Here is a 26,151-nt window from a genome sequence, read left to right on the forward strand (position 1 = left end):
TTTTGTAGGGGGAGTGCCACGGTGGCACTCCCGGTGGGTGCCTTGAGGCTTTACTTACAGCTTGGCAACTTCCAGTCCGCAGCGCGGTCCACGCCGGCGCGGAAGTTCTGACCTGCGGGCACGTACCAGACGTCTTGCACCAGGCCGTACTTGGTGCCGATCTTCTTGAGCTCGCAGCCCTTCCAGAGCTTGGCGATTTCAGCGTTCACCAGCTTGGCGAGTTCAGGGTTGTCCTTGTTCAGACCAAACACCACTTGACCCAGTCCGGTCAGCAGCGGGTACTCCGCGTTGTTGTCGACAAAGGCGTTGAATTTGAGCTTCCACTGGGGGTTGCGCGAGATGGCGTACTGCATGACTGGGGGATCACCAATCACCGCGTCAATACGACCAGACAGCAGATCGCGCACGGCAGCGTCTGAGGTGTCGTAAGTCGTGAGCTGCAAGCCACTGATCTTGCGCAGCTCGGGGATGAAAGAGAAGCCGGTGATAGTGCCAACCTTCTTGCCTTCCAGATCCTTCAGGTGGGACCAGTCGGTCTTGCTGGACTGGGTGATCCCGTTCTTGAAGTAGTGAATCGGGTCGCTCAGCGTCATGATCTTGGAGCGCTGCTCGGTCCATCCCATCGTGCCCGCCATCACGTCCACACGCTTGGCCTGCACCGAGGCAATGGTGCCGGACCACTCCATCAGCGCGGGTTTGACCTTGAGCTTCAAGGCATCGGCCACCTGCTGCAGGATCTCACCGTCGTAGCCAATCATGGCGCCGTCTTGGTAGCCGGTACCAGGCATATCGCCGGTAAAGGCAATTGTGAGCGTATCTTTTTCAACAGTCTGCAGAGACTGCGCCTGCGCCATAGGAACAAGCGCCACGGCGCCGAACAGGGAACACAGCAGGCGTGCAACGAGGTCTTTTTTCATAAAGAAGTCCTGAGTAAGGGGGTTGAAACAATGTCGTTGGATGACGGTTTGGATGGTATGAATCACCCTTCTTGCGGCATAGGAGGCGCTGGCATTCAAATAGAACGTATGCGACATTAAGGGTTCTTCCTGATATTTCTGAACGCACCGCCATGACCCGAGCACCCCGAAAAGCCAGCGCCCGCAGCAGCACCAGTTCCAGCGCCTCGCAGGACGATGGCGCAACCCTTGTGGGCAAGTTGGACCGCGGCAAAGCGACGGTGAAGGCCGATGCACCGGCATCCGGTGTCGAGCTGCGCATTGCCATCTTTCTGTGGCCCCGCTTCCCTCTGCTCTCCCTGGCGGGGCTATGTGATGCACTGCGCCACGCGGCCGATCTGGGCGACCAGAGCCGACAGATGCGCTGTACCTGGACGGTTATGAGCACCCATGGCCAGCCCGTGGCGTCCAGCTGTGGCGTGCTGGTGCCTACCGTGCGCGCCGATGACGCGGGACATGACTTTGATTACGTGGCGGTGATTGGCGGGTTGCTGCCCTATATGAAAAGCAGGGACCCACAGGGTGCTCAGTTCCTCAAGCAGGCAGTAAAAAAACGAATCCCGCTTATCGGCATTTGCACCGGAAGCTTCGTGTTGGCGCAGCATGGCTTCATGGAGGGGCGCATGACCTGTGTGCATCCCTTCCACGTGCAAGACTGGAAAGAGGCCTTCCCACAGTTAGCCTTCACGACACACAGCGACTATGTGTTTGACGGCGATCGGGTGACCTGTGCGGGTGGCATTTCCATCATTGAATTGGCTACGGAGCTGATCCGCATCCATTGCGGGTCCGACCGAGCGGCCAAAGTGGTGCACCAGATGACCGTGACGCAGAAGTCTGCCGTCTCACACCTGACCCGGCGCAGGGCACTGGGCTACGCGTCCAGCGACAGTGACAAACTCAAGGAAGCCATCGTGCTCATGGAGAAAAACATCACCACCCCGCTAGAAATAGCGGTGATCGCCAAGCTCATACGTTCCAGCAGCCGGCAGCTGGAAAGAATATTCTTGGCCGAAACCCAACTCTCGCCCTCCGAGTTCTATCGCAACTCGCGCCTCAAGTACGGTCGCTGGATTCTCAACAATTCGGATCAGCCCATCAGTTCCATTGCCTACGAATGCGGGTTTTCAGATGCATCGCATTTCATCCGGCATTTCCAGCAACTGTATGGCGTATCTCCGGGCCGCCTGCGCAAGGCTTCCAGTGCGACGTGACGCGGCAAGTTTCCCCGAGGATAGAGGCAACTGCGCGTTCTGGAATTCACTGACACACCGATCCTCGTGTGTGAGGCTGGCTTTAGAGCGTAGCCCTCACACCTTCAGCGAACGCTCAATGTCCGTCAGCTTGTAGCGGGCCAGGGCCAGGTTGCCCTTGGCTTTGTCCAACACCAGGTACAAAAACAGGCCCGCGTTGTTGGGGACCAAGCGGATCAGGTGGTACTGGTCGCCCAAGGTGATCAGGATGTCTTCAATGCCGCGGCGCAAGCCCAGGGACTCCATGGTGGCCAGCTTGGCTTTCACCACCTGGCTGTTGCCGGCGGCTGCCAGGTCCAGGTTCATGCCGCCACCCGCTTGCGCCAGGCACATGCCGCTGCGGTAGTCGACCAGGGCGGCCGCCAGGGCGCCGTCAATGGTCATCGTGTCGGTCATGCATTGCTTCAAATTGGAACTCATGTCGTCTCTCAGGGTAGGGGAAGGTTGAAGGGCCAGAAAATGCTTGAAGTCGAGCTTGCCCAGTTGCTCCATCAAGATGAACCACAGGGTCTGCGGACTGCTGTCGGGCAGCCGGAAGACCTGGACGTGCTGTGCTTGCGCCGGCGGGAGCGCCTTGAAGACGGCGTCCTCCATCAGCGCATTGGGCATGAGGAAGGCCCAAAGCTTGGGCGGCGCGGCAGAGGCCAGCCCATCCAGCGCGGTGCGCAAGCGGTTGATGGAGCCCGGCCCCACCAGCAGGATCGTGGCAGCTGCGTCGGCGGCAGAGGTGCCCAGGTCCAGGTCTTTGTCGGGACGGTGCCAGTCCAGTCGCAGTGGGGTGGAGCCGCTGCCCAGGGCAATTTGGGGCCAAAAGCCGGAACCAGAGGTGTGGGGCACGCCCAGTTGGGTTAGCGCGTGCAGGCCGAGGCTGGCGGTGAGGTCGAGAACGAGGACAGTGGGGAGGGCCATGGGTGGGTCTTGCATGAGTACCCTGCAGGGACTTCATGAAAGCACCAAGGGTTTGCGACGCTCAAGTGGACTGAGCAGCTACTCAATGATAGGGGCGCACGACCCAGTTTGTACCGGGCATCAAACTAATCCCAGGAAGATACAGGGGCATACCTCCCCATCCGTTCATCTTGCGGGCGCAAAGCTGCTGCGCCCGCAAGATGCGACGGATCAACCCGGGCTTACTTGGTGTGGTGCGCCGTGTGGGCGTTGTGCTTGTCGTTGAAGATGTCACCGCTCTGGTGGTTTTCAGCCGTTTGAATGCGGAACTGCTCGCCCCGGCCCACATGTCCGTTGCGGGCCGCTGCGGCTTCACGGCGATCCACACGGGCCTGGCCACGCTCCAATTGCCCGGCTTCCCGTTTCGTCAGCGCGCCCGACTGGACGCCGTCCTCAATGCGTTTTTCCTGATTCACATTGCGCTGCACATCGGCCTGCAAGCGCTCGGACGACTTGGACTCCGGGTTGCCCTTAGCGCTGTTGTTTTCAGCCGCATGGATGTCCTGGCTGGCCTTGTTTTGGGCACGGCGCAGTTGGGCACGTTCACGCGGTGTGAGGGATCCGTCTTTCAGGTCTTTGGCCTGTAGACGGTCAATGCGGCTCTGCTCCTTTTCCAGGCGCCCAGCCTCTTTGGTGTTCAGGCTGCCGTCCTTCAGGCCATCCTCAATGCGGGTTTGTTGGTTCACGTCGCGCTGCACGGTGTCGGCAGCGTTTTGCGCAAAGGCACTGGCAGAACCCAGTGCAATCAGGAGGGAAGCAACAAGAATGCGGTGTGTCATGGGAGTCCTTGGTTAGAAGCCACGTCGGCTCGCAATCACAACGCCACCCCAACGCACGCTGCCGACACAAAACCCGCGCAGAATTGTTACCGCAGAGTAAAGCCTAGCGAAGTGTCAACGCCCGGCTGAGCCCAGGCCAATCGGGGCCAACGAAACCAAAGCCACAGAAGCTGCTACTAAATAGAGAGCTGCAAGCCAAATATCCACGGGGGCTAGCAGCCTATTTCATTCACAACTCAGGCGAAGTCTGCATCCAGCACCACGCGGTAGCGCGCCTTGCCACTGCGCAGGTGGTCGAGTGCCTCATTGACCCTGGACATGGGGAAATGCTCCACTTGCGGCGCGATGCCGTGGCGGGCGCAGAACTCCATCATCTTGGCTAACGTGGCCGGCGATGGCGTGGGCGATGCCGAGATGCTGCGCTGCCAGGACAGCAGGCCGCCGGTGCGCACCTTCATGGCCTCGGTCACCACACCCACCATGTGCAGGCGGCCCTTGGGCGCCAGTGTGCCGATGAGCGCATCCCACTCCAGGCTGGCCCCTACAGTCACCAGCAAAAAGTCCAACTGGCCCGCATGCGCCTTGAGCTCTTTCACATCCACGCTGGACACCGTGCGGTGCGCGCCCAGCGCCAGTGCTTCCTCACGCTTGGAGGCGCTGGAGGTGAAGGCCGTCACATCGCAGCCCCAGGCCTTGGCAAACTTGACGGCCAGGTGGCCCAGGCCGCCGATGCCGACCACGCCGACCTTGTCCGTGGGCTTGATGTCGTGGATCACAAAGGGCAAGAACGCGGTGCCGCCGCCACACATGAGCGGGCCGGCCGCCGCAGGGTCCAGCCCCTCGGGAATCGGCAGGGCCCAGCTCCAGTGCGCACGCACCTTGTCCGCAAAGCCGCCATGGCGACCGATGATGGTGGGCTGGCGGGTGGCGCACAGGTTTTGTTCACCACCCACGCAAAACTGGCAGTGCAGGCAGCTCTTGCTGTGCCAGCCCAGGCCCACGCGCTGACCCACGCTGCGGCCCTTGGCATTCGTTCCTACGGCCGTGATGACCCCCACCACCTCATGACCGGGCACCACGGGGTAGCTGGTGGGGAACCACTCGCTTTCCACCATGGCCAGGTCCGAATGGCACACGCCGCAGTACTCAACAGCAATCTCTACGTCTTCGGCATCCATGGGTCCGGGGTCAAAGTCCAGCCGTTCCAAAGGGGCGGTCTTGCTGTGGGCGGCCCAGCCGCGAAAGTGGGTCATGCGTGTCTCCTGAATGTGAGGGGGCAAAGATAGCCACAGCGTAGCGCGAAGCACCCGGCTTGCACAGGCCCGCTGTAACGCCCGGGACTGCACGGCTTCAGCGGATAATGCGCCCCGGCGCTGGCAGCCGCTGCGTCCCAACCGAGCACAAAGAGTCACCATGCACCGTGTCGCCATCAGCAGTACAGGCCTGTTCACCCCACCCGAGGTCATCACCAACGCGGAATTGGTAGCGGCCTACAACGCCTACGCCGCCCTTCAGAACGCCAAGCACGCGGACGCGATTGCAGCGGGCACACAGACTGCGCTGACCGATTCCAGCGTGGAGTTCATCGAAAAGGCCTCCGGCATCCAGCGCCGCTATGTGATGGAGAAAAGCGGCGTGCTGGATCCCACGCGCATGCGCCCCCATTTCACGCCACGCCCTGACACCGAGATTTCGCTGATGGCCGAGATTGCCGTGAAGGCCTGCCAGGACGCGCTGAAAGCGGCGGGCAAAACCGCTGCCGACGTAGATGGCGTGATCTGCGCCGCCGCGAATATGCAGCGCCCCTACCCCGCCATGGCGGTGGAGATTCAGACCGCGCTGGGCGTGCAAGGCTATGGCTTTGACATGAATGTGGCCTGCTCATCCGCCACCTTCGCACTGGAGCAGGCGGTGAACGCGGTGCGCTGCGGAACGGCGCGCGCCGTGCTGGTGGTGAACCCCGAAATCACCTCAGGCCACCAGGCCTGGATAGACCGGGACTGCCACTTCATCTTTGGCGATGTATGCACCGCCATCCTCGTGGAACGGCTGGACCTGGCACCAGCCGGCGCATTTGAAGTGCTGGGGACCAAACTGCTGAGCACCTTCAGCAACAACATCCGCAACAACCACGGCTTCATGTGGCGTGCCGAAGACCGCAACCCCGAAGACCGAGACCAGCTGTTCCGCCAGGAAGGCCGCAAGGTGTTCAAGGAAGTGTGCCCCATGGCCGCAGAGCACATGGAACAGCATTTGGAGACATTGGGAATGACGCCACAGAACGTGCGCCGTTTCTGGCTGCACCAAGCCAACCTGGGCATGAACCAGCTGATTGCCAAGAAGCTGCTGGGTCGGGAAGCCACGCTGGACGATGCGCCCGTGATTCTGGACGAGTTTGCCAACACCGCGTCGGCCGGCTCCATCATCGCCTTCCACCGCCACCACGCCGACATTGCGGCGGGCGAGGTGGGCGTGATCTGCTCGTTTGGTGCCGGCTATTCGATCGGCAGCGTGGTGGTCAAACGCCTTAGTTCAGCGGACGCTTGAGGCGGATTTCCTCGATCTTGACGGTTCCGATGGGCACGGTCTTTGCACTGGACATTTCGCGCTTGAAGCCCGCCAGCTCGTGGAAGCGCATGGCGCGCTCGTTGGCAATGGGCAACCAGATGCTCACATGGGTGCAGCCTTCGTCCTGCAGACCTTCGCGGGCTGCGTCCCACAGGGCCAGGCCCACACCCTTGTCCCAGTGGCTCGATGCCACGTAGATAGCCCAGATCTCACCCATGGTGGGTGGAGTGCCCTTGTCACGCGAACGGTCGAAACCCACAAAGCCAACGATCTTGTCGTCATCCAGCGCCACCTGCACCTGGGGCTCGGCGTATTCGATGGCTTCACGCCAGTAGGCCTGGCGCTTGTCCAGGGGAACGGCGGGCACAGGGGTGTCGGCCAGCATGCTCTTAAAAGCTTCGCGCACGGTGGAGTTATGGAGCTCAGCGATGGCTTTGGCATCGCGTAGTGTGGCGGGGCGAACCTTGAAAGTAGTCGTATCGGACATGTCTAACGCAAACTCACGCAAAATTGAAAAAAAGAGCGTGATTGTCGCAGCATTCGTAGAAACCCTCCCTGCCCCGCATTTTGATGCCCGATTCCAGCCCTCCAGACACCCTGCAGCCTGTTGCGCCAGAAGCCTTTCAGGTCCGCATCCTTCCCGATGGTTGGCTCTTTGCCGCGCCACCTGACCGCACGGTGCTGCAAGCAGGGTTGGCGGCCGGTGTGGAACTGGTCAGCTCGTGCCGCAACGGTACCTGCCGCACCTGTCTGTGCCGGCTGGTGGAGGGCCAGGTGGTCTACCAGATTGACTGGCCGGGGGTGAGCACGGAGGAACGCGCTGAAGGCTGGTTTCTGCCCTGCGTGGCACTTGCCCGCAGTGACCTGGTGGTAGAACAGGCCATGGCCTGGCCTAGCCAGACACCGTAAAAACACCGGGTTCGCCAGCGCACGTCACCTAGGGTGAACACCATTGCCCTCAGGGCAGGGCGCCTCAAAAATGTGCGATTCACATAGGGAGCCTTCATGACGACGATCACCGTATCGCCCAGCGATCTGCCATTGCAATGCCTGTACCGTTGGGAGAAGGAACGTGGCAACCAGATTTACCTCTCGCAGCCCATGGGCGGCGGCGTGGTGCAAGACATCACCTGGTCCGAGGCGGCTTGGCAAGTCCGTTGCATGGCCAGCTGGTTGCAGGCCCAAGGCTGGCCTGCCGGCAGCCGCGTGGCCATCATCGGCAAAAACAGTGCGCACTGGATTCTGGCCGATCTGGCCATCGTGATGGCCGGCCATGTGTCCGTCCCCATCTACCCCACTTTCAATGGCGAAGCACTGGCCTACATCCTGGCACACAGCGAGGCCAAGGCCCTCTTCATTGGCAAGCTGGACGACACCGCCAACCTGCACACTGGTGTACCGGCAGATTTGCCGCAGATTGCACTGCCCCTCGCACCCGCAGTGCCAGCCTTGCAATGGACCGACCTGGTCAAGGCCAACGCCCCGCTGGCCGGCCATCCCACCGCGCCGGGTGACAAGGTCAGCACCATCATCTACACCTCAGGCACCACTGGCCAACCCAAAGGCGTGGTGCACACCTTCAACACCATGGCCTGGGGCCTCTCCAGCGCCACCGCCCGCGTGCGCATGGACAGCAACGACCGCTACATCTCCTACCTGCCGCTGGCCCATGTGGCTGAGCGCATGCTGGTGGAGCAGGCCTCGCTGCGCTACGGCGGCCACATCTTCTTTGCCGAGTCGCTGGACACGTTCCTGCAGGATTTGCAACGCGCCCGGCCCACCATTTTTTTCTCGGTGCCGCGTCTGTGGGTCAAATTCCAGCAGGGCGTGCACAGCAAAATGCCGGCCGCCAAGCTGCAAAAGTTGTTGCGCATACCGCTGATCGGCGGCTTGGTGCGCAAGAAAATCCTCAAGGGCCTGGGGCTGGACCAATGCCGTCTTGCCGCGGGTGGCGCCGCGCCCATGCCCGCCGATGTGCTGCAGTGGTACCGCAACCTGGGACTGGACCTGATTGAGGTTTACGGCATGACGGAAAACAGCGGTGTGTCGCACTCCACCCTGCCTGGCTCGCGCCAGACAGGCTCCGTGGGCCTGCCCTACGTGGGCGTGGAAAGCCGCATTGACCCCGAGACCGGTGAAATCCAGATGCGCTGCCCCGCCCTCATGACGGGCTACTACCGCGAGGAAGCGCAAACCGCCGCCGCGTTCACCGCCGACGGCTGGCTGCGCACCGGCGACAAGGGCCAGATTGATGCGCAGGGCTTCTTGAGCATTACGGGCCGTGTGAAGGACATGTTCAAGACCAGCAAGGGCAAGTACATTGCGCCTGCGCCCCTGGAGGACCTGCTGGTGCTGCACCCAGACATTGAGGCCTGCGCCGTCACCGGGGCCAACTACCCACAGCCATTGGCCGTGGTGATGCTGTCGCAAGACGCCGCCGCACGCAGCCAGACCCCAGAAGGCCGACAGATGCTGACCGAATCGCTGCAACAGCACCTCAAAACCACCAACGCCAAGCTCGCACCCCACGAAAAGCTGGACTGCCTGGCCGTGGTCACCACGACCTGGACGCCCGAGAATGGCTTTGTCACGCCCACACTGAAGGTCAAACGCCCGCGCATTGAAGCCGTCTATGGCCCGCAGTTTGACGCTTGGCTCGCGAAAGGAAAACCAGTGGTGTGGGTGGACCCGCAGTAAGCGCACCCCTGGGGTAAGCTCGCGGCATGCCTGCTTGGATACGCCGCCTCACACTCCCCCAATTTTCTGTTTCAGTTGCCCTTGCGCTGCTGATTGGCTTGGCCCCGCTGCCGGGCCATGCGCAGGACAAGCACCCCATGGCCGAGCGCACGCAAGCCTGCACAGCCTGCCACGGCGCCCAGGGCAAAGCTGGCCCGGATGGCTACTACCCGCGCCTGGCGGGCAAGCCTGCGGGCTACCTGTTCAACCAGTTGATGAACTTTGCCGAAGGCCGGCGCCACTACGGGTTGATGAACGGGCTGATTGCGCCACTCTCGCCCGAATACCTGCACGACATGGCCGACTACTTTGCCAGCCTGGATGTGCCCTACCCTGCACCGGCGGCCGCCACCGCACCCGCAGACGTACTGCAGCGTGGCAAGGTGTTGGCACTGCAAGGCGACCGCGCCCTGGGCCTGCCGGCTTGCGTGCAATGCCACGGAAGTGCGCTGACCGGTGTGCTACCCGCCACGCCCGGATTGCTGGGCTTGCCGCGTGACTACCTGAATGCCCAACTGGGCGGCTGGCAAACCGGCCAGCGCAAAGCCCGCGCGCCCGATTGCATGGCCGAGTTGGCCCGCAAACTCAGCCCCACCGATGTGAACGCAGTCACCCAATGGCTGGCAGCACAGGCCGTGCCGGTACCGGCGAAACCCGCGACGACGCGGCCACCGGCCGCCGCCAACAGCCTGGCCCTGCCCACCTGCAGCACTGCACCCTGACCCATGAAAACATCTGCCAAAGTTGCGTGGATGCTGGCACTGGCGTTGGCCACCGGGGCTCTGGCCACCTGGTGGTCTGTGTCCCGCCCCGCCACACCTTCAGCCGCCCATGCCACGGGCATCCCCACCACGGCAGCCCAGATTGCGCGTGGCACCTACCTGGCGCGCATTGGCAATTGCGCGCTGTGCCATACCGCCACCGGTGGTACGCCGTATGCTGGCGGCAAAGGCATTGCCACACCGTTTGGCACGGTGTACGCCAGCAATCTGACCCCCGATCCCACTACGGGCCTGGGCCGCTGGAGTGCCGACGATTTTTGGCAGGCCTTGCACCATGGCAAATCCAAAGATGGACGCCTGCTGTACCCCGCGTTTCCCTACACCAGCTACACCCGTGTGACCCGGGAAGACGCGGATGCGCTGTGGGCTTACCTGCAATCACTGCCAGCGGCCGCCAACGCCAACACACCGCACACCCTGCGCTGGCCGTATCGCACCCAAGCTGCGCTGTGGGTCTGGCGCACGCTATATTTCACGCCCGCGGACACCACCCCGCCCACTTCGGCCACTGCGCCAGAAATGGCACGCGGGGCCTACCTGGTGCAAGGGCTGGCGCACTGCAGCGAATGCCATGGCACGCGCAACGCCTGGGGTGCAGTAGACCCCCACAAATCACTGTCCGGGGAGACGTTACCCGGCGAGCTCTGGTATGCCCCATCCCTGACAACCTCTGACGAGGCATCGGTGGCCGGCTGGACCCGCGAAGACACCGTCGCCTTGCTCACCGCGGGCGTGAATCGCCACGCTGCGGTAGGCGGCCCCATGGCGGAAGTGGTGCGCCACAGCACCCAGTATTTGCTGCCGGAGGATGCGGCCGCCATGGCCATCTACCTGGCATCGCTGGGCACACCCCCTGGCGGCTCACCCACGCCGCGGGCAAGCACCACCAACAGTGCGGCCACAACGACGCCGGGTGCACGCCTCTACGACAAGCAATGTTCGCAATGCCACGGCAAACAGGGGGAAGGGCAAGCAGGCGCCTACCCCGCTCTGGCCGGTAACCGCGCAGTATTGATGTCTAACACCAACAACCTGGTGCTGACGGTGCTGCATGGAGGCTTTGCGCCAGCCACCGCGCAAAACCCGCAGCCCCATAGCATGCCACCTTTCATGCTCACTCTGTCCGATACCGACATTGCGTCGGTGCTGACGTTCATACGCAGCAGCTGGGGCAATGCCGCCGCGCCAGTCAGTGAGTTTGATATAAACAAGATACGCAATGCGCAACCGCGCTAGAACGCTGTCATGACCCCATTTCGTTTCGTCCCGCCCCTGCTGACCGCGTTGGTGTTGGTGGGCTGCGCGCCTTTGGGCGTTGCACCTGCCAAGGACACCACCACCGCCATCACCATCCTGCACACCAACGACCACCATGGCCGTTTCTGGAAAAACAGCGACGGTGAATACGGCCTCTCGGCCCAGAAAACGGTGGTGGACCAAGTGCGTGCCGAGGTAGCGGCCAAGGGTGGCCATTTGCTGCTGCTCAGCGGTGGTGACATCAACACCGGCGTGCCCGAATCGGACCTGCAGGACGCTGTGCCCGACTTCCGCGGCATGAACCTGCTGAAGTTCGACGCCATGGCGGTGGGCAACCACGAATTCGACAAACCCCGCGCCGTGCTGAAGATGCAGCGCGACCTGGCCACCTTCCCCATGCTGTCGGCCAACATTTACGACAACGGCCAGCGCATGTTTGCGCCGTACAAGATCTTCAACCTGGGCGGTGTGCGTGTGGGGGTGATGGGGCTGACCACCGAAGACACCTACAAGATGGTGCACCCCGACAACGTGAAGGGCGTGGAATTCCGCAGCGTCATTGCCGAGGCCAACCAGGTCGTGCCCGAGCTGCGTGCCAAGTCCGACGTGGTGATTGCCGCTACCCACATGGGTCACTATGTGGATGGCCAGCACGGCACCCAGGCCGAGGGCGATGTGGAGATGGCGCGCGCCGTGAAAGGCATTGACCTGGTTGTGGGCGGGCACTCGCAAAATCCAGTTTGCATGAAAGCGGAGAACGTACGCGACGAAGCCTATGTGCCCGGCACTCCCTGCGCTCCCGACCGGCAGAACGGCACCTGGATCGTACAGGCGCACGAATGGGGCAAGTACGTGGGGCGCGCCGACTTTGAGTACCGCAATGGCGAGTTCAAGCTGGTGCACTACGCGCTGATCCCGATCAACCTGAAGAAGACCGTACAGGGCGCTGACGGCAAACCCACCAAGGCGTTCTACACCAGCGAGATTGCCGAAGACCCTGCCATGCTGCAGCTGCTGACGCCCTACCAGAACGTGGGCCAGGAGAAGCTGGGCGTGGCCGTGGGTAGCAGCGATGCACGCATCGAGGGGGACCGTAGCGTCATCCGCTCGCAACCGGCCGCCATGGGCGTATTGGTGGGGCTGTCGATGATGGAGCGCACGCACGCGGACTTTGCCGTGGTCAATGCAGGCGGTGTGCGCGATTCCCTGCCCGCTGGTACGTTGACCTACAAGGACGTGCTGAAAGTGCAGCCCTTCGGCAACACCATCGCCACCGTGGACTTCACCGGGACCGAAGTCATGGCCTACCTGAATGCGGTGGCCAAGATGTCTGCCGGATCGGGCGCCTTCCCGCAGTTTGCAGGCGTGGAACTGGTCATCAGCGGCGGCGTGGTCAACAGCGTCCGCATTGGCGGCGCGGCCTTAGACCCCGCCAAAACCTACCGCATGGCCGTGAACAACTTCCAGGCCGTGGGTGGCGATGGCTATCCCAAGCTGGTCAGCCACGCAACGTATGTGGATACCGGCTTTGTGGATGCCGAGGTACTGCGCGCCTACATTGCGGCCCACAGTCCCCTGCAGGCACAGCGCTTTGCGCCTGGCAACCGTGTTGTGCGCCAGTAAATGAATTCCCTGTCCCGTCGCAAGAAAAAGCGCCTTGGCGCGCGCGCTGCCCTGTCCGAGCGCGAAGGCCGCACCAAGCAGCACATGATCATCGATGGCTACGCGCCGTCGCAGATGATCGAGGACCTGCGCAAGTACCAGGCCGAGCTGGAGATCCAGAACAAGGCGCTGCGCTACTCGCAACAGGAGGCCGAAGGTGCCTCCGAGCGCTTTGCCACGCTGTTCTCTAACGTGCCACTGGCCCTGATGGTGGTGGACGAGGAAGGGCTGGTGCTGGCCAGCAATGCCATGGCACTGCGTCTGTTCCAACCCCTGGAGAGTGATGCGCCGCTGAACTTCCTCCTGCCCTTTGTGGACACCGAGCATGCCGATGAAGTGGCCGTCGCGTTTTCCAGCGCCAAGCAGGAAGGCACCAGCGAGGTCCACGAGGTGGGCTTCCTGGCTGGCTCGCGCGGCAGCTTCACGGGGGACCTGCACATTGCGCGCATTGAAAACCCGCTGGACGAACTGGCGCATTTCATCTGCGCGGTGATTGACCAAGGCCCGCTGCTGACCCAGCGCCACGCGCTGCAGGAAAGCGCGGCCGTGCTGCGCCAGCGTAACGAGGACCTGCTGCTCAGCGAAAACCGCATGGCAGCCATCATCAACTCCTCGCTGGATGCCATTCTGTGCATTGACGAGAAGCACTGCATCACCGTCTTCAACCCTGCCGCCACCGCGCTGTTTGAGTGCCCGGCGGACCAGGCCTTTGGCGCCCAGCTGGGGCATTTCTTGCCGGATGTGGAGTTGGCGCTGAGCGCGGGCAGCGTGCCCGCCCAAGCCATGCTGGGCGAGTTCACCGCCACCACGCTGCTGGGTAAGCAGATTTACGTGGAGATCAGCGTGTCGCTGGAACGGCGGCTGCGCACGCGCGCGCCACTGCGCTTGCCCGAGAGCGACGCGGCCACGCGGCGCGGCGAGCAAAGCGCGCACGGCGCCGTGACCACCATTTTTGCACGCGACCTGACGGCCAAGAAGTTGGCCGAAGCCCAGCGCACCGCGCTGGAAACCCAGCTGCGCGAGTCGCAAAAAATGCAGGCCATGGGCACCATGGCCGGCGGCATTGCGCACGATTTCAACAACATCCTCAGCGCCATCCTGGGCAATGTGGACCTGGCCAAGCAGGACACGCCTGCCGATTCCCCCGCGCTGACCAGTCTGTTCGAGATTGACAAGGCCGGTCGCCGCGCACGGGATCTGGTGCGGCAGATTCTGACCTTCAGCCGCAACGAGCCGCCCAAACGCACGCCCATCCAGCTGGCCGAGGTGGTACAGGAAACCGCGCGCCTGGTGAAGGTGGCCCTTCCCCCCGCGGTGGAGCTGCGCATGGTGATCCCCGAACACTGCGATTCGGTGCTGGCCGATGCCACACAAGTGGAGCAGGCTCTGCTGAACCTCTGCACCAACGCACTGCTGGCCATCGGGCAACACAAGGGATCGGTCACCATTGAACTGGCCTGCTCCGACATTAGCCTGCCGTTCAGCGACCGCGTCGGGCTAGCCCCCGGCCGCTACGTGACGCTGCGTGTTCGGGACACAGGCGGCGGCATGTCGCAGGAAACCATGCAGCGCATCTTCGAGCCCTTCTTCACCACACGCCAGGTGGGCCAGGGCACGGGCCTGGGGCTGTCGGTGGTGCACGGCATCATGCAGACGCACCAAGGTGCCATCGACGTGCAAAGCACCCTGGGCCAGGGCAGCGTGTTCACGCTGTACTTTCCGGCCACGGCGCAAACACCCGTGGCGCCTGCCGAACCCGAGGTCGTGCAGGAAGTACGCGGCCGCGGACACCACGTGATGTATGTGGACGATGACCAGGCTCTGGTGTTTCTGGTGGCGCGCGTGCTCACACGCCGCGGCTTCGCGGTCACCACCTTCACGGATCCGCACGAGGCCCAGGCCGCGCTGCAAGAGCACCCCGAAGCGTTTGACCTGCTGGTGACGGACTACAACATGCCCGGCTACAGCGGCGTGGACCTCCTGCGCCAGGCCAAGGCCATCCGGCCGGACCTGCCCGTGGCGCTGGCTTCGGGCTATGTGACACCGGAGATCGAGCAGCGCGCTCTGCAGGAAGGCGCCAATGCGCTGATCTACAAACCCAACGATGTGAACGAGCTGTGCGAAACCGTGCAGCGCCTGATTGCCCCCTCCGATGCTCCCCACTGAAGATTTCGCTACCCTGCCGCTGGAGGTGGTCTACGCCGACGACGCCATCGTGGTGCTCAACAAACCCTCGGGCCTGTTGACTGTGCCCGGCCGCGGACCGGAGAAGGCGGACTGTTTGAGCAAGCGCGTCCAGGCACGCTACCCCGATGCGCTCATCGTGCACCGGCTGGACCGCGACACCTCCGGCCTGGTGGTAATGGCACGCGGCCTGCCGGCCCAGCGTGTGCTGAACCTCGCGTTTGAACAACGCCGCGTGGACAAGCGGTACACCGCCGTAGTGACCGGGCAGCTCGCCCTGGACGGTGAGTGGCATGAAATTGACCTCCCCATGCTGGTGGACTGGCCCAACCGACCCAAGCGCACCATCAATTTTGAAGAAGGCCAGAGTGCGCTCACGCGCTGGCGCTGCACAGCGGTGGATTGCGCCGCCAACACCTCACGCGTGGAGCTGGAGCCGGTAACCGGGCGCACCCACCAGTTGCGCGTGCACATGCAGGCCATAGGCCACCCCATGGTGGGTGACACACTGTATGCGCCGCCCGAAGTACAGGCTCAGGCCGACCGGCTGCTGCTGCATTCCGGCCTGCTGAGTTTTCCGCACCCGGTGACCGGGAACGTGCACGAATACACCGTCGAGCCAACGTTTTAGTGCCTGGGCCTAAAATGGTTCGGTGACCACCCTACCCAACGCCGACCTCCATTGCCACTCTGTGGTATCCGATGGCACGCTTACGCCCGAAGCCCTGGCCGCGCGCGCCAAGGGCAATGGCGTGGAACTGTGGGCCCTGACCGACCACGACGAAGTGGGTGGGCTGCAGCGCGCACGCGATGCGGCCCATGCAGAAGGCATGCACTACCTGACCGGTGTGGAGATCTCCATTACCTTTTTGAACCAGACGGTGCATATCGTTGGTCTGGGCTTTGACGCTGACAACGAGACACTGCGTCAGGGCCTGCGCCAAACCCGTGGTGGCCGCAAAGAGCGCGCCATGGAAATGTCGGACGGGCTGGCCAAGGTGGGCATTCAAGGCGCCTACGAAGGCGCACTGAAATTTGTAGGCAACCCCGAGCTGATATCGCGCACCCACTTTGCCCGCTTTCTGGTGGAAAGTGGTGTTTGCAAGGAAACCAACGAGGTGTTCCGCAAGTACCTGACGGAAGGCAAACCCGGCTTTGTGCCGCACCGCTGGGCCACGCTGAAGGACGCAGTGACCTGGATCACCCAGGCCGGTGGCATGGCCATCATTGCCCACCCCGCGCGCTACAAGTTCACGCCCAATGAAGAGTTCGCGCTGTTTACCGAGTTCAAGGGCTATGGTGGCCAGGGCGTGGAGGTGGTGACCGGCAGCCATTCGGTGCCCGAGTACCAGATCTACGCTGAGACGGCCAAGGAATTTGGCCTTGCCGCCTCGCGCGGCAGCGATTTCCACAGCCCTGATGAAAGCCACACCGAGCTGGGCACCTTGCCTCCATTGCCGGCTGGCCTCACCCCCGTGTGGGAGTTGCTGAGCTCCCGCATCCAATAAAAACAGAAGGACAAGCGCGCAAGCGTTTGCCGAGCCATGGCGCAGTATTTCGAAGTTCACCCCGACAACCCCCAGCCCCGCCTGCTCAAGCAGGCCGTGGGCCTGCTTGAAAAGGGCGGCATTTTGGCCGTGCCCACCGACTCCAGCTATGCACTGGTCTGCCACCTGGACGATAAGGCGGCGGCGGACAAGCTGCGCACCATCCGCGGCGTGGACGACAAACACCACCTGACCCTGCTGTGCCGTGACCTCAGCGAACTGGCCAGCTATGCACGGGTGGACAACGCACAGTACCGCCTGCTCAAGGCCGCCACACCCGGGGCGTATACCTTCATTCTGGAAGCCAGCAAGGAAGTGCCACGCCGCGTGAGCCACCCATCGCGCAAGACGATTGGCCTGCGCGTGCCAGAGCACAAGGCACTGCAGGAGCTGCTAGCCCTCCATGGTTCTGCGCTTCTAGCTACTACTTTGATAGCAAATGGCGAAACAGAACCCCTCAACGATGCGCAGGACATTCGCGACCGCTACGAGCACCAGATTGCCGCCGTCATGGATGCAGGCGCCTGCGCGGCAGAGCCCACCACGGTGATCGACCTGACCGGCGATGCACCCGAGGTGATCCGCCAGGGTGGCGGCGATCTCGCCGCCATCGGACTCTAGCCCCGCCCTTCGCTCCCATTTCACTCTGAGACAATTGCCCTGTGGACTTTGCACAACTGATCCAAACCGTTGCCCTCTACGCCCTGCCCGTGCTGTTTGCCATCACGGTCCATGAGGCGGCCCATGGCTACGCAGCCCTCTACTTCGGCGATAAGACCGCGTGGTCCCTGGGTCGCATCACGCTGAATCCGGCCAAGCACATCGACCCGGTGGGAACCATCCTGATGCCCCTGCTGCTGTACTTCGCTACTTCCGGTACGTTTTTGTTTGGCTACGCCAAACCGGTGCCGGTGCGCTTTGGCAACCTGCGCAATCCCAAGCGCGACATGGTATGGGTGGCCTTGGCTGGCCCCGGTGCCAACCTGGCCATGGCGCTGGCTTGGGGCATTGGCCTGTACCTGCTCCAAGGCGCGGGCGTGACCGAACCCTTCTTTTTGAAAATGTGCCAGGGTGGCGTGCTGGTGAACGTTGTGATGTTTGCCTTCAACCTGTTCCCCCTGCCCCCGCTGGATGGAGGCCGCATTTTGGTGGGCCTGCTCCCCCTCAAGCAGGCGTTGCTGGTCTCGCGCATTGAGCCCTGGGGCTTCTTCGTGGTGATGGCTTTGGTCGTAGCGGGCGTGATCAGCACGCTGTGGATGCAACCGGTGATGGCCCTGACCTTTGGGCTGCTGGACCTGCTGCTGAGCCCGCTGTCGGCCCTGGTGCATTGAAATTTTTTAGCCTTTTTGACTGTCTGTTTCCATGAGCACTGTTCGCTTCCTCACCGGCATCACCACATCTGGCACGCCTCACCTGGGCAACTATGTGGGCTCCATCCGTCCCTCGGTGCGCGCCAGCCGCACGCCCGGTGTGGAGAGTTTCTACTTCCTGGCCGACTACCACGCGCTCATCAAGATTGACGAGCCCGCACGCATCCAGCGCTCCACGCTGGAGATTGCGGCGAGCTGGTTGGCGGCAGGGCTGAACCCGGACCACGTGACCTTCTACCGCCAGTCCGACATCCCCGAGATTCCCGAGCTCACCTGGTTCCTGACCTGTGTCACCGGCAAAGGCGTGCTCAACCGCGCGCACGCCTACAAGGCCTCGGTCGACAAAAACACCGCGGCCGGTGTGGACCCGGATGCCGACGTCACGGCCGGCCTGTTCATGTACCCGGTGCTTATGGGTGCTGACATTCTGATGTTCAACGCGCACAAGGTGCCCGTGGGGCGTGACCAGATCCAGCACATCGAGATGGCACGCGACATGGCCAACAGTTTCAACCACCGCTATGGCGAGCACTTTGTGCCGCCGCAGGCCGAGATTGAAGAATCCGTTGCCACCCTGCCCGGCCTGGATGGGCGCAAGATGAGCAAGAGCTACGACAACACGATTCCGCTGTTCAGCAGCCGCGAACAGCTCAAGAAGCTGATTGCCGGCATCAAGACCGATTCGCGCGCGCCCGGCGAACCCAAGGACACCGAGGGCTCGGCCCTGTTCCAGATCTACCAGGCCTTTGCTTCCGACGACGAGACCGCCAAGCTGCGCCAAGCCTATGCCGACGGCATTGCCTGGGGCGACGCCAAGGCTATCCTCTTCGAACGCATTGACCAGGAAGTTGCCCCCATGCGCGCCGCCTACGAAGACTACATGGCCCACCCCGAAAAAGTGGAAGCCCTGCTGCTGGCCGGTGCGAAGAAGGCCCGCGCGATTGCCACGCCCTTCATGACCCAACTGCGCAGCGCCGTGGGCCTGCGCGGTCTGGGCTCTGCGGTACAGGCCCAGGCGGGCAAGGCTGCCAAGGTGGCCTTGGCCTGCTTCAAGCAATACCGCGAGAAAGACGGCCAGTTCTACTTCAAGCTGGTGGACACGGCCGGCGCCGTGCTGCTGCAGAGCAAGGGGTTTGAGTCTGGCAAAGCCGCCGGACAGGCCACGGCCCAGCTGCAGCGTGAGGGGGCTGCCGGCATTGCAGCGCTGCAAGCCCAGCTGGAGACTGCGGATGCGGCCACTCTGGCCAACGCCTCCCAAGCGCTGGCCGCTTTGGCCGAGGCCGCTGCCAGCAAATAGCGCTATTCTTTTGCTAGCTACTCGTCCATATTCCACGGGGGCTAGTAACCCGAAGTACTTCGAACCACAGGTGCAGTCATGAGTGACTATCCCAAAGACATCTACACCGAACCGTTCCCCCAGGACATCAACACCCTGGCCAATCTGGGCCCGCTGCGTGCCATGGCCGGTGTGTGGGAAGGTCTGCGTGGGCTGGACGTGAAGCCCAAGGCCGAGGGGCCCAAGAAGCAGGCGTTTTTTGAGCGCATCGAGCTGCAACCCATAGACCCGCAAACCAACGGCCCCCAGCTGCTGTACGGCCTGCGCTACCACACGCATATCACCAAACCCGACCAGATCAAGACCTACCACGACCAGGTGGGCTACTGGCTCTGGGAACCAGCCACGGGCACCGTCATCCACACGCTAACCATCCCGCGCGGCCAGGTGGCGATGGCCTCAGGCCAGGCCACGGCAGACGCCACCGAATTCGAACTGGTGGCCACGCAGGGGCTGGAGACATTTGGCATCTGCTCGGCGCCGTTTTTGCAGCACGCCTTCAAGACCACGGAATTCCGGATCAAGGTGAGCATCCACGCCGATGGCACCTGGAGCTACGACGAAGACACGGTGCTGCAGATTCTGGGCCGCGATGAACCCTTCCACCACACCGACCGCAACACCTTGCACAAGGTGGCGGAGCCCACGCCCAACCCGCTGGCGCGCTAGAACACTAGGGAGCCAGCACGCGGATTTGCAGCAGGCGGCGCACATCGGTGCTACCTTCGCTGCTGTAGCTGCCCTGTCTGGGCGCAGCGTTGCCGCTGGCGGCAATCGTGACCCATTGGCCCAGGGGGGCGGTCACCGTGGTGCTGATTTGTTTGCGTGACTGGCGCGGCATGTCGGCATTGCTTTCTGTCACTGCGTCGGTCTGCACCATTTCCAGTTCCACGGTAGCGTCTTTGCGGCCACCGGGCCAACGCGGCGTCACCGTGAGCGTCTGCCCCACGTCCAACCAGTGCAGCGACTGACTCACGCCCGCCCCGCTGTTGTTGGATTGCGCTTGTGCCGACGACACCCACAGCATGGGTACCAACTGGTTGGTGCGCAGGGTGGCCTTCTCACCATTGCGCACCTGGATTTTTTGCGGTGCCACCGGCGCGTTGGCCGCCGGGCCGGCGCGGTAGCTGGTGCCCTCCTCCAGGCCTTCTTCCACCTGCCGCAGCTCTACAGTCAGGTCGCGCTGAGGCAGGGCCGCCCAGGCGCCCACAGACCAGACCATGGCGACCCCGAGCACGAGCGTGTTTCTGCGTTGCATGCCCGCATTGTTCCACGCAGGCCGCCGCGGTGAAACCACCGCCAACACCGGCAAAGCCCTGTTTTTCGGGCCATAGCCACACAACGCGCTCGGCATCCGAGGCTAAGATGGCACCATCCCCGTGCCAGGAGTCACCCACCATGCGTTTCGTCTCGCTTGCCATTGCGCTGTGTATTGCTGCCGTATCCGCCTCCACTTGGGCGCAACTCAGCGAAACCGTGTCGCGGCCGGTTGGCCTGTACCGCTTCAACCCCAAGACGGAGAAGACGGATTACATGCTGGTGAACCTGTATACCGACGATCTGGCGACCTTTCGCATGGAAGACACCAGCCGCCAACCCGTGTGCAAAGGACAGCTCCAGACGCAGGGACGCGACTGGATTCTGCGCAACGTGAGCTGTTTCAGTGGCACGCTGGCGCTGAACGAAGTGGTGTTTGCGGAGCGCTACAAGTTTGGCGTTTTGCGCCATGGCCTGTCCGTGTACCCACTGCCGGATGGCAGTCAGATCGGCTTCTTCCTGCACCTGGGCAACGAAAGCACCCTCATTTCCGAAGCCCGGGTATCGGACGAGAAGATCAAGGACCTCTACGGCGAATTCCCCAACTGGAAAATTCCCAAATAGCGTCCGCCTGCCCATGACCGCTTGACTTCGAGTGCACTCGAAGTTTTACAGTGGCGGCATGAATACTTTTCTCAGCATCGCCGCTGCCTCCCAGGCCACCGGCCTGTCCACACACACCCTGCGCTACTACGAGCAGATTGGGTTGATCGCGCCGGTGGGCCGTAGCAGCGGCGCACGCCGCTACAACGCAGACGATATGCGCTGGCTGGAGTTCCTGGTGCGGCTGCGCTCCACCGGCATGCCCATGCGCGACATGCAACGCTATGCCCAGTTGCTGCGCGAAGGCCAGGCGCCCGAGAACGTGGCCGAGCGCCAGGCCATGCTGGAACAGCACGCCCTGCGCCTGGAAGAAGACCAGCGCGTGCTGGGCGAAACGCTGCAACTCATCCGCAGCAAGATCCGCCGCTATCAGGAACTGCAAGCGCCTGCCAAAGCAGCCTGAGCCCCGACCACCTTTCACCATTCTTGACACCCGGAGAACCCCTTGAAAACACGCGTACTCGGCCGCAACGGCCCCACTGTCTCTGCCATTGGCCTGGGCTGCATGGGCATGAGCGAGTTCTACAGCAACCGCGACGATGCCGAATCCCTGGCCACCCTGCACCACGCGCTGGACCAGGGGCTGAACTTTCTGGACACCGCGGATGCCTATGGGCCCCACAGCAACGAAGTGCTGATCGGTAAGGCCATTGCAAACCGACGGGCAGATGTCTGCATCGCCACCAAGTTCGGCATCGTGCGCGACCCCAACAATGAAGCCGTACGTGGCGTCAACGGCAGGCCCGACTACGTAAAGGCCTGCTGCGACGCCAGCCTGAAGCGCCTGGGCGTGGAACAGATTGATCTGTACTACCAACACCGCGTGGACAAAACCGTACCCATTGAAGACACCGTGGGTGCCATGGCGGACCTGGTGAAGGCTGGCAAGGTCCGGTACCTGGGGCTCTCCGAAGCATCGGCCGCCACCATCGACCGCGCCTGCAAAGTGCACCCCATTGCGGCGCTGCAAAGTGAATACTCGCTGTGGACGCGCGACCCGGAGGTCACCGGCACGCTGGCCGCCTGCCGACGCAATGGTGTGAGCCTGGTGGCCTATTCACCGCTGGGGCGCGGATTTCTGACAGGGGCGTTTGCCAAGCCCGAGGACATTCCGGCCGACGACTACCGCAGCCGCTTCTCTCCACGCTTCCAGGGCGACAACTTCACGCGAAATCTGGAGCTGGTGAAAAAGGTCAAACAGATGGCAAAGGCCAAAGGCACCTCAGCCGCTCAGCTGGCGCTGGCGTGGGTACTGGCCCAAGGCGACGACATCATCCCCATTCCCGGCACCAAGCGCCGCACCTACCTGGACGTGAACATCGCAGCGCTGGATGTGACACTGAGCGCGGAAGAACTGGCGGAGTTGAACGCCGTCTTCACCCCCGATGCCGCCGCAGGACTGCGCTATCCGGAGTCCTTCATCGCGTCAGTCAACGTCTGAGGCCTTAACAAGGAGTCATCACTGCCGCAGCGTGTAAATTGAAAGCTCTGATCGGCACTCTTCTAGCTAATTAGCCCAGCCATTTTTACAAGCTCGTGATATTGACGAATAGAAGGCCAGTACTCGACATCGCGCGACATTGGCGAAGGTCGTTCTGCAACCAATGGAGAAATAACGTTGTCAGGATATGTGTCCCGTTGGTTAGTCTGATCACGCTCTATCAGCTGCCTCAGCGGAGTCCTGGAAGCCTCAAAGTACTTACTCAACACTGTTCGAACAGGCACTTCAACAAGTCTTCTTTGACTGCCACCGAAACCATTGGGATCACTTTTCACTTCATAACCTCTAACCTTAAAACCCGCGTCCAGTCTGATCCGATCCATGAGCCCATGGAAGTCCTGCCCGTTGAACGAAGGACTTCCCATTGAAGAGAATTCTTGTGGATACTTGTGACGAATTGCAGAAAGGAAGAAAAGCCAAAAAACGAATAGACCTTTGCCCTGCGCGATTCCCGAACTAGCTGCGGTCGCGATAGTCCAGACCTGCTTTTGGTCCCTCAACGTTAAATCACATGCGTCCACAATGATCGAAAAGGTACGAGCCAACAAAGTGTCTTGATCGTATGCATCTTTCTCGATTCCGAAATAGACGGAGGGACCAGCAGCGAATGGATTTTCCGAAATGAGTTTTCTTGCAAACCCATAGTTGTCCGGCTTTGGGAGTTCAAAGTCGAAATCGAAGAATCGCTTTAAGTACCCGCGTCCGTTAAAGCTTCCGCCGTAAACAGCCTTCACTGATTCTGCTAACTGTCCAACATTTGTCGAAACGACAAATGCGACACCCGGGACGGCAAATAAATGTTTAATCCCCTCCAACAGTCGTAAAGCATAGTCAGGCCTACACCGATCTAATTCATCGATAAAGACGTAGAGCGGCCCGTCAATTACGCCCGCAGTCTTTAACTCAATTACAAGCGTTTCGAGAGCTTGCCTGAATTCGGCAGTGGACTTTGCGCGGGCTCGATGATCTTCCAACGCCTTCTCAACAAAGGCGTTGAGACCTTTCTCAATGCTCTTGCCCGCACCTTCAGCGAGTTTCTTCCAATCTGCGTCGGACAACACAGAGTCCGAATCACCATCGCCTCGGAAAGTGCTCATCACCTCATCGAGCGCTACGCCAGAAACCTTTGCTAGCAATCCTTTAGCAATTACTGCTGCTGCAGGGCCCGCCGCCTTCCCAAACGCTTTAACCAAAGATTTTGTCTGTGCCCTGAACGTTCCTTTTGTTTTAGCTGTTACTGGCACCATAGACCATAACTCTTTCATGCTGCCCGCAAGTTCTGCCATAAACGAAAGAACGGGCTCTGCGGAAAAGTCATGTTTCCAAGCATCAAACTCAATAACGCCAATCTTGCGCGCCTTGAGGTCTTGCTTCCAGTTGGTGACGAAAAAAGTCTTCCCGGCGCCCCATTCCGCGTCAAGCGCCACCACGAGAGACTTGCCATCAGTAGAAATTCGCGTCTCAATGTACTGCGATAGGAATTCTGAATACCGCTTTCTCGCCAACGCATCACCTGGCCACTGTGTCGGATCGTTAGTCAAAACCAATGTATTCATCCCTGGCTCCTGCTTTTAGATATTGTCATGCATCGTCGCTTCGCTAGCTGGAATTTAAAGACTGAGCTATCAGGTCTGCAGTTGCCCCAGCGTTCTGTGTCTGGTCACACGAACCACAAAATTTCACCACCAAAAAGTGGCAAATCGCGAATGGCAGCAACTGGCCCGACGCAACAAAACAGAAGCTATGGACCTAGTCCACCGCAACCAGCGTTGTTGAGGACGGCGGCGAACTAACCGCGATTAGTCACTTACGCCATCCCACCCCGTCTTAGCACCGGAGGATGGGTAAAAAAATGGCCCCCAAGGTTACCTTGGAGGCCATCATTTTTTGGAGGAGAAGGAGGGATTCGAACCCTCGGTGCCTTGCGACACGCCTGATTTCGAGTCAGGTACATTCGACCACTCTGCCACTTCTCCTGAAACTGTGTTCGTGTCGGTCGAAACGAAGCAGCGATTCTATCAGGCCTTCAGTACCTCTTTGCCGCCCAGGTAGGGCCGCAGCACTTCCGGCACGGTAATGCTGCCGTCGGCGTTCTGGTAGTTCTCCAGCACGGCGACCAGCGCGCGGCCTACGGCCAGGCCGGAGCCGTTCAGGGTGTGGACCAATTCGTTCTTGCCCTGGGCGTTCTTGAAGCGGGCCTGCAGGCGGCGGGCCTGGAAGGCTTCGCAGTTGGACACCGAGCTGATTTCACGGAAGGTGTTCTGCGCGGGCAGCCAGACTTCCAGGTCATAGGTTTTGGTGGCGCCAAAGCCCATGTCGCCTGTGCACAGGCTCATCACGCGGTAGGGCAAGCCCAGCTTTTGCAGGATGGCTTCGGCGTGGCCGGTCATGGCTTCCAACGCTTCGTAGCTCTTCTCAGGGTGCACGATCTGCACCATCTCCACCTTGTCGAACTGGTGCTGGCGGATCAGGCCGCGCGTGTCGCGCCCGGCGCTGCCAGCTTCAGAGCGGAAGCACGGGGTGTGCGCGGTGAGCTTGATGGGCAGATCGGACTCGGCGGACACCACATCGCGCACAAAGTTAGTTAATGGCACTTCGCTGGTGGGGATCAGGTACAGCGCGGTGTTGTCATCACCACCGTCTTGGCCGCCTTTTTTGGCAGCAAACAGGTCTTCCTCAAACTTGGGCAACTGGCCGGTACCGCGCAGGCTGTCGCCGTTGACGATGTAGGGCGTGTAGCACTCGGTGTAGCCGTGCTCTTCGGTTTGCACGTCCAGCATGAACTGGGCGAGCGCGCGGTGCAGGCGGGCAATCGGCCCCTTCATCACGGTGAAGCGCGAACCGGTGAGCTTGACGCCCATTTCAAAGTCCAGCCCCAAGGGTGCGCCCAGGTCCACATGGTCCTTGATCTCGAAATCGTAGGTCTTGGGTGTGCCCCAGCTGCGCACCACCACGTTGCCATGTTCGTCTTCGCCCACGGGCACGCTCTCGTGCGGCAGGTTGGGCACGGCCAACAGCATTTTTTCCATCTCGGCCTGGATGGCATCCAGACGGGTGGCGGAGGCTTCCAGCTCGGCCTTCAGGCCCGCCACTTCGGCCAGGGCCGCGTCGGCCTCGGCATGCTGGCCCTTGCCCTTGAGCATGCCGATCTGCTTGCTGACCGTGTTGCGCTTGGCCTGCATTTCCTCGGTGCGCATCTGGATGGTTTTGCGCTCGGCTTCCAGCGCGGTGAATGCATCCACATTCAGGAAGGCTTGCGGGTTCTTGCGGGTTTGCAGGCGGGCGACGACCGAATCCAGGTCTTTGCGCAGCAGGGTGATGTCTAACATGGCGTTCTCGTGTTTCTCAAAGT

The 26,151-nt window shown here is 61.8% G+C and carries 25 protein-coding genes and 1 tRNA gene; 17 read left to right on the forward strand and 9 right to left on the reverse strand.

Annotated elements, in window-relative coordinates:
• Nucleotides 1-50: 50 nt before the first annotated feature.
• Nucleotides 51-917, reverse strand: coding sequence for an ABC transporter substrate-binding protein (locus tag AC07OE_RS16315; protein ID WP_495071634.1), 867 nt, complete (start codon nucleotides 915-917; stop codon nucleotides 51-53).
• Between the two features lie 152 nt (nucleotides 918-1,069).
• Here AC07OE_RS16315 and AC07OE_RS16320 point away from each other — a divergent pair, with 152 nt between their 5' ends.
• Entirely contained in the window at nucleotides 1,070-2,170 is a 1,101-nt protein-coding gene (locus AC07OE_RS16320; RefSeq protein WP_495071635.1) for a GlxA family transcriptional regulator, read from the forward strand.
• Nucleotides 2,171-2,266: 96 nt separating this feature from the next.
• Here AC07OE_RS16320 and AC07OE_RS16325 read toward each other — a convergent pair whose 3' ends face one another.
• The 3 genes from AC07OE_RS16325 to ahr form a co-directional block, all read right to left on the reverse strand.
• The gene (locus tag AC07OE_RS16325) at nucleotides 2,267-2,629 is read right to left on the reverse strand and encodes a hypothetical protein (RefSeq protein WP_495071904.1); all 363 of its coding nucleotides are present in this window, start codon (nucleotides 2,627-2,629) and stop codon (nucleotides 2,267-2,269) included.
• A gap of 710 nt (nucleotides 2,630-3,339) precedes the next feature.
• Nucleotides 3,340-3,936 (reverse strand): hypothetical protein, encoded by a 597-nt coding sequence (locus AC07OE_RS16330; protein ID WP_495071636.1) that lies wholly within the window; start codon nucleotides 3,934-3,936, stop codon nucleotides 3,340-3,342.
• Between the two features lie 236 nt (nucleotides 3,937-4,172).
• On the reverse strand, nucleotides 4,173-5,189 hold the full coding sequence (gene ahr, locus AC07OE_RS16335; protein WP_495071637.1) for an NADPH-dependent aldehyde reductase Ahr: 1,017 nt from the start codon (nucleotides 5,187-5,189) through the stop codon (nucleotides 4,173-4,175).
• A gap of 160 nt (nucleotides 5,190-5,349) precedes the next feature.
• Here ahr and AC07OE_RS16340 point away from each other — a divergent pair, with 160 nt between their 5' ends.
• The gene (locus AC07OE_RS16340) at nucleotides 5,350-6,483 is read left to right on the forward strand and encodes a beta-ketoacyl-ACP synthase III (RefSeq protein ID WP_495071638.1); all 1,134 of its coding nucleotides are present in this window, start codon (nucleotides 5,350-5,352) and stop codon (nucleotides 6,481-6,483) included.
• Here AC07OE_RS16340 and AC07OE_RS16345 read toward each other — a convergent pair.
• Entirely contained in the window at nucleotides 6,464-6,991 is a 528-nt protein-coding gene (locus AC07OE_RS16345; RefSeq protein ID WP_495071639.1) for a GNAT family N-acetyltransferase, read from the reverse strand. The genes AC07OE_RS16340 and AC07OE_RS16345 overlap by 20 nt on opposite strands.
• 83 nt (nucleotides 6,992-7,074) lie before the next feature.
• Here AC07OE_RS16345 and AC07OE_RS16350 point away from each other — a divergent pair, with 83 nt between their 5' ends.
• From AC07OE_RS16350 to AC07OE_RS16405, 12 genes are all read left to right on the forward strand, one after another.
• The gene (locus AC07OE_RS16350) at nucleotides 7,075-7,413 is read left to right on the forward strand and encodes a 2Fe-2S iron-sulfur cluster-binding protein (protein ID WP_495071640.1); all 339 of its coding nucleotides are present in this window, start codon (nucleotides 7,075-7,077) and stop codon (nucleotides 7,411-7,413) included.
• A gap of 96 nt (nucleotides 7,414-7,509) precedes the next feature.
• Nucleotides 7,510-9,201, forward strand: a complete 1,692-nt coding sequence (locus AC07OE_RS16355; RefSeq protein WP_495071641.1) for an AMP-binding protein — start codon at nucleotides 7,510-7,512, stop codon at nucleotides 9,199-9,201.
• A gap of 26 nt (nucleotides 9,202-9,227) precedes the next feature.
• Nucleotides 9,228-9,962, forward strand: a complete 735-nt coding sequence (locus AC07OE_RS16360) for a c-type cytochrome (RefSeq protein WP_495071642.1) — start codon at nucleotides 9,228-9,230, stop codon at nucleotides 9,960-9,962.
• Nucleotides 9,963-9,965: 3 nt separating this feature from the next.
• The gene (locus AC07OE_RS16365; RefSeq protein WP_495071643.1) at nucleotides 9,966-11,258 is read left to right on the forward strand and encodes a c-type cytochrome; all 1,293 of its coding nucleotides are present in this window, start codon (nucleotides 9,966-9,968) and stop codon (nucleotides 11,256-11,258) included.
• Nucleotides 11,259-11,267: 9 nt separating this feature from the next.
• Complete coding sequence (gene ushA / locus AC07OE_RS16370; RefSeq protein WP_495071644.1) at nucleotides 11,268-12,902, forward strand: bifunctional UDP-sugar hydrolase/5'-nucleotidase UshA; 1,635 nt, start codon at nucleotides 11,268-11,270, stop codon at nucleotides 12,900-12,902.
• An 84-nt stretch (nucleotides 12,903-12,986) separates the two neighbouring features.
• Nucleotides 12,987-15,107 carry an ATP-binding protein gene (locus AC07OE_RS16375; protein ID WP_495071905.1) on the forward strand — a complete coding sequence of 707 codons (2,121 nt, stop codon included), beginning with the start codon at nucleotides 12,987-12,989 and terminating at the stop codon, nucleotides 15,105-15,107.
• Entirely contained in the window at nucleotides 15,094-15,756 is a 663-nt protein-coding gene (locus tag AC07OE_RS16380) for an RluA family pseudouridine synthase (protein WP_495071645.1), read from the forward strand. Before AC07OE_RS16375 ends, AC07OE_RS16380 begins: the two co-directional genes overlap by 14 nt.
• A gap of 22 nt (nucleotides 15,757-15,778) precedes the next feature.
• On the forward strand, nucleotides 15,779-16,633 hold the full coding sequence (locus tag AC07OE_RS16385; RefSeq protein WP_495071646.1) for a 3',5'-nucleoside bisphosphate phosphatase: 855 nt from the start codon (nucleotides 15,779-15,781) through the stop codon (nucleotides 16,631-16,633).
• A 36-nt stretch (nucleotides 16,634-16,669) separates the two neighbouring features.
• Nucleotides 16,670-17,293 carry an L-threonylcarbamoyladenylate synthase gene (locus AC07OE_RS16390; protein WP_495071647.1) on the forward strand — a complete coding sequence of 208 codons (624 nt, stop codon included), beginning with the start codon at nucleotides 16,670-16,672 and terminating at the stop codon, nucleotides 17,291-17,293.
• A gap of 41 nt (nucleotides 17,294-17,334) precedes the next feature.
• Nucleotides 17,335-18,003 carry a site-2 protease family protein gene (locus tag AC07OE_RS16395; RefSeq protein ID WP_495071648.1) on the forward strand — a complete coding sequence of 223 codons (669 nt, stop codon included), beginning with the start codon at nucleotides 17,335-17,337 and terminating at the stop codon, nucleotides 18,001-18,003.
• A 31-nt stretch (nucleotides 18,004-18,034) separates the two neighbouring features.
• On the forward strand, nucleotides 18,035-19,339 hold the full coding sequence (locus AC07OE_RS16400; RefSeq protein WP_495071649.1) for a tryptophan--tRNA ligase: 1,305 nt from the start codon (nucleotides 18,035-18,037) through the stop codon (nucleotides 19,337-19,339).
• A 78-nt stretch (nucleotides 19,340-19,417) separates the two neighbouring features.
• Nucleotides 19,418-20,047, forward strand: coding sequence for an FABP family protein (locus AC07OE_RS16405; RefSeq protein WP_495071650.1), 630 nt, complete (start codon nucleotides 19,418-19,420; stop codon nucleotides 20,045-20,047).
• A gap of 4 nt (nucleotides 20,048-20,051) precedes the next feature.
• Here the strand turns inward: AC07OE_RS16405 and AC07OE_RS16410 are convergent, their stop codons facing one another.
• Nucleotides 20,052-20,636, reverse strand: coding sequence for a secretin GspD/PilQ domain-containing protein (locus tag AC07OE_RS16410; RefSeq protein WP_495071651.1), 585 nt, complete (start codon nucleotides 20,634-20,636; stop codon nucleotides 20,052-20,054).
• 140 nt (nucleotides 20,637-20,776) lie between these two features.
• Between AC07OE_RS16410 and AC07OE_RS16415 the strand changes: the two genes are divergently transcribed.
• Genes AC07OE_RS16415 through AC07OE_RS16425 form a run of 3 tightly spaced genes read left to right on the forward strand, consistent with a single transcriptional unit; the run spans nucleotide 20,777 to nucleotide 22,739 of the window.
• Nucleotides 20,777-21,259 (forward strand): hypothetical protein, encoded by a 483-nt coding sequence (locus AC07OE_RS16415; RefSeq protein WP_495071652.1) that lies wholly within the window; start codon nucleotides 20,777-20,779, stop codon nucleotides 21,257-21,259.
• 58 nt (nucleotides 21,260-21,317) lie between these two features.
• Nucleotides 21,318-21,701: a MerR family transcriptional regulator gene (locus tag AC07OE_RS16420; protein ID WP_495071653.1), complete on the forward strand. Its 384-nt coding sequence runs from the start codon at nucleotides 21,318-21,320 to the stop codon at nucleotides 21,699-21,701.
• Between the two features lie 42 nt (nucleotides 21,702-21,743).
• Nucleotides 21,744-22,739, forward strand: a complete 996-nt coding sequence (locus AC07OE_RS16425; protein WP_495071654.1) for an aldo/keto reductase — start codon at nucleotides 21,744-21,746, stop codon at nucleotides 22,737-22,739.
• Between the two features lie 62 nt (nucleotides 22,740-22,801).
• Here the strand turns inward: AC07OE_RS16425 and AC07OE_RS16430 are convergent, their stop codons facing one another.
• The 3 genes from AC07OE_RS16430 to serS form a co-directional block, all read right to left on the reverse strand.
• Nucleotides 22,802-24,355 (reverse strand): KAP family P-loop NTPase fold protein, encoded by a 1,554-nt coding sequence (locus AC07OE_RS16430; protein WP_495071655.1) that lies wholly within the window; start codon nucleotides 24,353-24,355, stop codon nucleotides 22,802-22,804.
• Nucleotides 24,356-24,687: 332 nt separating this feature from the next.
• Nucleotides 24,688-24,775: transfer RNA gene (locus tag AC07OE_RS16435), tRNA-Ser, on the reverse strand.
• Between the two features lie 42 nt (nucleotides 24,776-24,817).
• Nucleotides 24,818-26,128: a serine--tRNA ligase gene (gene serS, locus AC07OE_RS16440; protein WP_495071656.1), complete on the reverse strand. Its 1,311-nt coding sequence runs from the start codon at nucleotides 26,126-26,128 to the stop codon at nucleotides 24,818-24,820.
• Nucleotides 26,129-26,151 lie beyond the last annotated feature (23 nt).

It is taken from the genome of Rhodoferax sp. GW821-FHT09E07, assembly GCF_059416145.1.